Source organism: Nocardia alni (assembly GCF_019038435.1).
GTDB lineage: Bacteria > Actinomycetota > Actinomycetes > Mycobacteriales > Mycobacteriaceae > Nocardia > Nocardia alni.
This window is the reverse complement of the sequence record NZ_JAGPOX010000248.1, coordinates 1-7,637: the sequence shown is the minus strand read 5'-3', so window position 1 is coordinate 7,637 and position 7,637 is coordinate 1. Positions and strand designations below refer to the sequence as shown.

Sequence of the window (7,637 nt, the reverse complement as noted above, 5' to 3'; positions counted from 1 at the left end):
GGGGTAGGTCACGCGATCGACAACACGGTGGGCGACGCGGTGGAGAACGCGGTGGGCGGCAAGGTGCGGGCGGCGACCCAGCACATGGTGGAGGGCGCGGCGGCCGGTGTGGCAGGCACGATCGGTGGCTCGCTGGCCCAGATGGCTTTCAACGGAGGCCAATTCGAGTTGTCGGCGGCCGGGTTCGCCGGCGGTCTGGCCGGGGCGATGGCCGGAGGTGCGCGCGGGTACCGCACGAGCGCGGATTCGGGCGCCCACGATACAGCCGCCGCCGATACCTCCGCGATCGCTTCCAACGCCCGGGCGGCGCAGGAGAGCAGTTCCGTTCTGGGACAAGACCGTACCGATGGCGCGGGCGGGGGCAACAGCAATACGACCGGCGCCAACACGGAGAACAACACAACCGGCAGCAACGAGAGCAATACAACGGGCAACACCGCCGACAACAACACAACCAACAACACGACTGGCAACACCGCCGAGAACAGCAACGACAACTCGGGCTCAAACAGTGCCCGCAACAACACCTCCAGCGCAAACAGCGCCAACACCTCCCGCAACGATAAGACCGGCGCCAGCACCGGCGAAGGGAACAGCGGGGACGCCTCCAGCAGCATCTATAGCGACGACAGCCCCTCCGACGCCAACACCGCCGCCAACGGCAACGGCAACGGCAACGGCAACGGCAACGGCAACGGCAACGGTGACACTGACACTGACACTGGCAATCACGATGACGCCAGCGTCGACGACAACGCCAGCATCCGCAGCGACGTGTCCAGCGTGAGCAGCACTTCCCGCGTCAGCAACGGCAGTGCCATATCCAGCGTCAGCGGCGTCTCTCGCGCGAGCAGCGACAGCGGGGAGTCCAGGATCAGCGGTGACGATGCCAACAACGCCTCTCCCACCATGAACACCACCACCGCCACTGACCAGCGCGGCAACTCCGAGAACGTCAGCTCCAGCGGTAAATCCAGCTCCGACAACAACATCGGTGCCACTGACGACGCCTCCCCCACCATCAGCACCAACAACGACATCCCCACCGGCAACATCTCCCGCACCAACAGCAACGTCTCGCGCCCCACCAGTAGCGACAACACCTCTGGCAACGTCTCCCGCGCCAACAACGTCTCCCGCGCCAACGGCAATACCAGCGGCGGCAATACCACTAACGGCGCTCGCACATTCAGCAATAGCCGCACCGACGCCGCCACAACCGGAAAAGACACCGGTACAAGCGCCAACACTGGCAATGAGCGCACCCAACGCGCCACTACCAGCAGCACCCAAACCAACACCACGATCAGCAGCAGCACCACCAAGGACACTCGGTCCGACACCAGCGGCAGTCCCGCCGACACCGCCACCACCAACCGATCCAACCCCAGCAACGACCACCAACCCACCGGCAGCAGCGTCAACAGTAGAGGCACCCAGACCGACACCAGCAGCAATGACAGCACGGCCGCAACCGCCAAGACCAACAGCGGCAGCGACCGAACCACCAACGACAGTGGCAGCAGCGCCGGTAAAGACAACACAGGCACCAAGACCGAAATCGGCGAACAAACCTCTCGCACCAGCACCAGTACCACCGACACCGACAGCAGCGACACCACCGACAACAACACCAACTCAACCAACGACGCCAACGACGCCAACGACGCCAACGACGCCAACGACAACACCGACCACTACGCGGCAAGTGACAGCAGCACCACCAGCGACCGCATCACCGGCAACACAACTAGTGACATCACCGGCAACGCGGCCAGTGACGGCAGCACCTCCACCGATACAGATCGCAATGCAGCCAACAACGGCAACGGCAACGGCAACCAAATCACGTACGCCGACAAGGGCGTCCAAACCGACGCCGACCGAGGCACCCAAACCGACAGCGGCACTACGACCAGCGTCAGCGACGAAACCGCCAACGGCAGTGGCAGCGACGCCACCGACGTCGATGCCAAGGCCGGCGCAGTCGGCGATGCCAGCAACAACACCAACGCAGCCGGTGACGGCAGCCGCAACAGCAACACCGATCGCGATATAGCCGGCAGCGGCAACACATATGCCGACGAGGGCGTCCAAGCCGACGTCGGCCGAGGCAACCGGACCGACAGCGAGAGTGGCACTACCACCGACGTCAGCGACGAAACACTCAGCGGCGGTGTTAAAGACAGCAGTGGCACCGATATCGGGGTTCAAAGTGCCCGCGCCGCAATCGACTCCGACCCGCGGACCTCGGCGTCGATTACCGCTGTCGGCAAAAACGCGTCGAGCCCGATCAGGCAGCGGTCGAGTTCCAGCGAATCCGGGAACGGTGAGCTCCGGCATTCGGCATCGTCGTCGGACAAGGGGGATTCGCCTACGCCGAAGGCCAGATCGCAAGTCTCACAGCAGAAGTCAACGATCCGCCGGGATGGTGACGTAAGTCCCGAGCCGAGCAAGACCGCCGAGCGCGGCGACACCACGACGAAGACCTCCTCCCCAGCAGAGTCCACGCCGAACCACCATCAGGACCTTTCCTGGGACAAAGCCACCGATGGTGCGTGGACCTGGCGCAAGCTGAGCGAGGACGAAGTCGGTGAGTGGAGCGCGCACAAGGACGCCGGCCACACACCGACGCTCGACGACGACAACCACGCCGTGCGCAATGGCGACGGCCGTGTCTTGCTCGAGGACGGCGATACCGCCTTACTCGGCGACGCGGACCACGCCGAGTTCACCGCGTCCGCGGATTCCGGCCGACTCACCGTATCTCGGATCGGCAGCGATGAATCCGACGACCTGGACGCGGCCGGTATCCGCCAGCTGATCCAGGACCACGCCATCACCCAGATCCGTGTCGCCGAGGCGGCGAAGCGCACCGGCACAGACAGCCCGCACGACCCCGAAACTCCAGCGAACAAGACCACCCGCCGCAAACTCACCAAGCCCAGACCCACCACAACCAACGACAAACGCACCGAAACGGATAACCCCCGCGGCACCAAAGCCACTGAAACACAGGCGAACAAGACCGGCCCACGCAAACTCACCAAACCAAGACCCGCGGCAATCAACGACAAGCTCATCGACCCAGGCACTCGACCCGACCCGAAAACCACTGAAACACAAGCGAATAAAACCGGTCCACGCCGACTCACCAAATCAAGACCCGCAACCGAGACGAAACACGCCAGCCGCCAGCCCAAGCAGCACACCACCGCCGGCGGGCAGAACATCCGCCGCGGTCACTCCTCGATCGCCAAGGAACTACTCCTCCGACTCCCCGTGATCGGACACCTGTTCCGCCGAATCTCCGAACTCCTCGGTCGCGACTCCGACGCCGCCGTCTTCGACGGCACCGACGAACACGTCCCAGCCCGGAGCACCACGACGACCCGCACCGACACCCCCCTCACGCTGCGCGGCAACTCCAAAGACTCCGTTGTCTTCCCCGAAACCTGGCACCTCACATCGAAACTCGCCGAGCAGTACCGCGTCGTCGAACACAACGGCAAGCTATACAACGCGCGCACCGGCAAACTCGTCCACACCCCCGACAGCCCGGCCGTCCGGTGGACCGGCCGGACCCGCGGGCACCTACTCGTCGCCGACCGCAACGGCAACAAGTACATCGCTCCCGACCTCGGCGCTGTCCGCACCCACGAGGCGTTCCACGAACTCGGCGTCCACGTGGCCGGAACCATCGAGGTCCTGCGCGGCGTCATCAAGAATGTCACCGATTACTCGGGCCCCTACCGTTCCGACCGTAACCGTGTCACCGACCTCATGAACACCGACCTGGCGAGTGTCCAACGTGTCGACGACTTCCGGCACCTCGACCACGACGGCAAGCCGGTCACCGATACCCGGGACACCACCTCACGCCAGAACACATCGCAAAACCGTTCCACCCGAACCGATACCGCCGACCATCATCAACTACCACAATCGAAGGACGAGGCGCAGGCCGAGATCGCCGCGGCCGACAACGAAGCCTCCCATGTCCGGGCCGAGACCGAGACCCGTCTGAACACGGTCCTCCGAGATCTCGAGAAAGCGCGCAGCGACTGGGAAAGCACCCGGCAGGCCCACAACAAGGCTGTCACCGAACACGAAAATTTGCGCGGCGACAACCTGAACGAGCGAATCACCGAACTACAGGCGAGTATTCGGCGAACCCGGACCGAGCTGGACGCGAACGAGAAGGCCCACGAGACCGAGGCTCACGGGAGCGAGCCGCAGCAGGACCGGCTACAGCGGCTACAGCACGAGATCGACCGGAGCGCGGACCGGTTGCGGTCGGAGATGGTCGAGCGAGAGGCGCTGCTTCGCATGGCGGGCGACGAGCACGCCGCCGAGTTGACGGCGGCCGAGGCCGAGCGGCAGGCGTTCATCCAGGAGCAGGCGAGAACCGGACACGAGGAGGCACCCGATCCGTCGGGCACAACAGGAGGCTTTCGATCCGCTCTCGCGCGTCTGCTGCGCAACCGGCAGCAGCGACTGGCCGAGCAAATGGCGGCCGCACACGCCATCACGCGGGCGGCCGAGCGCAAATCCAGGCTGGACGACCGTCTCGCCGACGACGAGAAAGACTTCCAGTCGGCGGTGAGCAAGCGGGAAGGCGAGCTCGAACACACGGCGCCCTCCCGAGAAGCCGAGGCACATGCGGATGATCTGAAAAGCCAGCTGGAGCGGCACACCACGGCGTATACGAAGGCGCGGGCCGATTTCGACAAGGTCGGATCGGAGGTCCTCGAGGATCGCTCGGCGGTAATGCTGAACGCGGGCAAGTCGGATATGGCGGCGTTCGATGCGGGACATGCCGATTACGACGAGACGTTCGAGGCCGCGGCGAACAAGATGAAAGCCGCGCAGGAATCGTTCGTCGAGGCCGCCAACATCTATGACGCGGAGTTCTGGCGTTCGGACGAGGTGGTGCCGAGAATCTCGGACGACACGGTCATGGACATGATGAATCGCGGCACGCGCGTAGAGCAATTCGTCGGTGTGCGGGAATACGTGCGCCGGGCGACGGGGTATCCGACCGAGGACGAAGGTCGGGATCTCAGAGATACCCAGCTGTACGCGATTTTGTCGCACTGGTCCAATTTGCGCACCGGTGAGGGCAAATCGCTGGTGACGATCGTCAAGGCGTGGACGGCCGCCCGGGCAGGCGGGCAGGGGCGGCGAACATATGTGACGACCAGCGGAGACAATCAGGTCGCGGACATGATCGAGGAATTCGCGAAGTTCACCGACTCATCGCTCGGGGGCCTGAAGCTGAACGTGGTTCGAATGACCACGGAGGAAGATCTGCCCGGACTTCACGACGACGAGGGGCAGATCGTCGTCGGCACGATATACGACATGAAGCAAGCTGTCCTGCACGAGATTTCGGAGAAGCTGACCAGCTTCGCGGAAAAGGGCGTGCCGCAGGAGAAGATCACATCACTGCGTACATGGCTCAATGAGGACAGGCCCGATGTCGACCAGTTGAAGGAAGCCTTCGACAAAGTCGCCGAGGATCACGGGCTGGACGACAGGTTCAGCGCGTTCCCCGAGGGGACGCATATCGCCGATGAGATAGACACGCTGGGCGACGAGGACGCGGTCCTGGCGCCGGGTGACAACAAGCTCGCATCCGAGGATGAGGCGGCCCTGCTACGGAAGATCTCAGAACGTGTCGACAAGGCCGCGGCCCTGTCCGAGGATCCGCTGACGGCCGAGCATTTCGGTAAACCGGATCGCACGCGCGGGTTCTGGCCGTCGGCGAAGGTCACCGACAAGGCCCTCGACCGACTCAACCGGGTGGAGGGGGAGGACCCGATAACTGCCGACGATCCCCACCTCCAGCACTATGCGCACAAGGCTCTGGCCAAATGGGGAACACAGCGCGGCACCACTCATCTCAGGGGCCGCGGCGACGAGCTCGGGGATCCGGACAAGGTCAAGGTGATCGCGTGGCAGACCAGCGACAAGGTGATGGCCGATGCGAAGAAGGGAACCGAAACCCGCTACCACGGAGTCAGCCAGTTCCTCGACATCGCCGAGGGGCTTCCGGTAAGGGCGAACCTGCCCGAGGAATCGCTGCACATATCGGACGCCCAATTGATCGGCACCACAATACTGCGGGACACTCAGGGCCATTCCGGCACGGCGAAGCTGGCAGAGAAAAAACTCTACAACCAAGGCGTCACCAAAGGACCGGTGCGCGAGATAGACCCGTACTACAAGTTGCAGGTCGAGCATATCCCGGATGTAGTCCGCGATACCCGGGAAGAGATGCTGGAAGATCTGGCCCGGCATATCGTCGAGGATGCGAAGATCGAACTCGTCGGGCGTGACGGGCGGGTGGTCGACCCACACACCAGTGGGTCCGATGAGGTGGCCGGCGTCCGGATGAGCGGGCGTGATCAGGTCGTCGGCAGCTTCGACAACCGGCACCTGCGTGGTGACGACGTCCGTATCGATGAGAACGGGCAGCGAGTACAGCTGTCCGGGTGGCGAGACAAAAGACCTTCGGAGATGGGTGCGGCCGACTGGGTCGACAAGCTGGTCTACGAGAAAGTGCGGACGATGGCCGGTGCGGATATCGCCGACCGGGTCTCACTGAAATATGACGTCCTCGATGCGAAATTCGACGACGATCACGGCGGTGGCGACGCGGCCGAAAAGGCGGGCAAGCAGATCATCGACAAATTCGGTGACAAGAACCGGGACGAGGGCGTACTCGTTTTCGTCAACAAGAGCCGCATGCGTGGCACCGACTACAAGACCGTCGACCGCGCGATCGAACAGGGCGGTCTCACAGGCAAGTTCATCGGCGGGGCAGGATTCGGGGAGGCCTCGGTCGTGCAGGGTGACGGTCGAATCGGCCGCAGCGGCAAGGGGCCCCGGGAGACCGGCGGCACTCCGGGCACCGTCCAGCACTGGTATTCGCCGGAGGAATACGAAACGACCTTCGAGCACGATGGGGTCCTCCGGCAGGTCGTCCAGTACCGGCGCGCCGTCCAGAACCAGCGCAAGGCCGCCGACGAGGATCGGGAGAACTCGACCACCGAGACCCGCCGCGCGGTCGCCGACGCGGACAGGACCGTACAGGAAGCCGAAACCGTTCTGCGCGAACAAACATCACCGACCCTGCAACGCGCCGTCGACGACAATCGCGCCGCGTCCGTCGGCACCCGAGCCCACCGCGCCAATGGACCTCCGACGCACGATACGTCCCCCCAGACCCACGACCTGTCCGAAATCTCGCGCCCCGCATCGGAATCCACGGACACCGAAGACTTCAGCGTGCACGACACCAACCAACTCGCGGACTGGTTGTCCTACAACAACGTTCCCACAGGAACCGAGCTACGGTTCACCACAGAGTCGCCAACCGAGGGTGAAATACTCTCCAGCACAGTAGAATTCACCGGCAGCGACAATGTACACGTTCACGAGACCAACAGCAGAGGCGACCGACGCGACTACTCCATTTCCTCCGACGAGGTACCACGATTGGTCCGAAACCCGAGTATCCAGACGGTCACCGTTCACCGCCCGAACCAAACCGCCGCACCGCTCAACGAAAATACCCAACGCCCATCCGGCACAACGCTCACCACCGAGGCCCCCACCCCCCACTCCCCAAC

Annotated in this window: 1 protein-coding gene; it reads left to right on the top strand. The window is 63.9% G+C overall.

The features are described 5' to 3' along the window. On the top strand, positions 1-7,637 hold a 7,637-nt coding region (locus tag JZ791_RS42925; RefSeq protein WP_254207338.1), incomplete at both ends, for a hypothetical protein.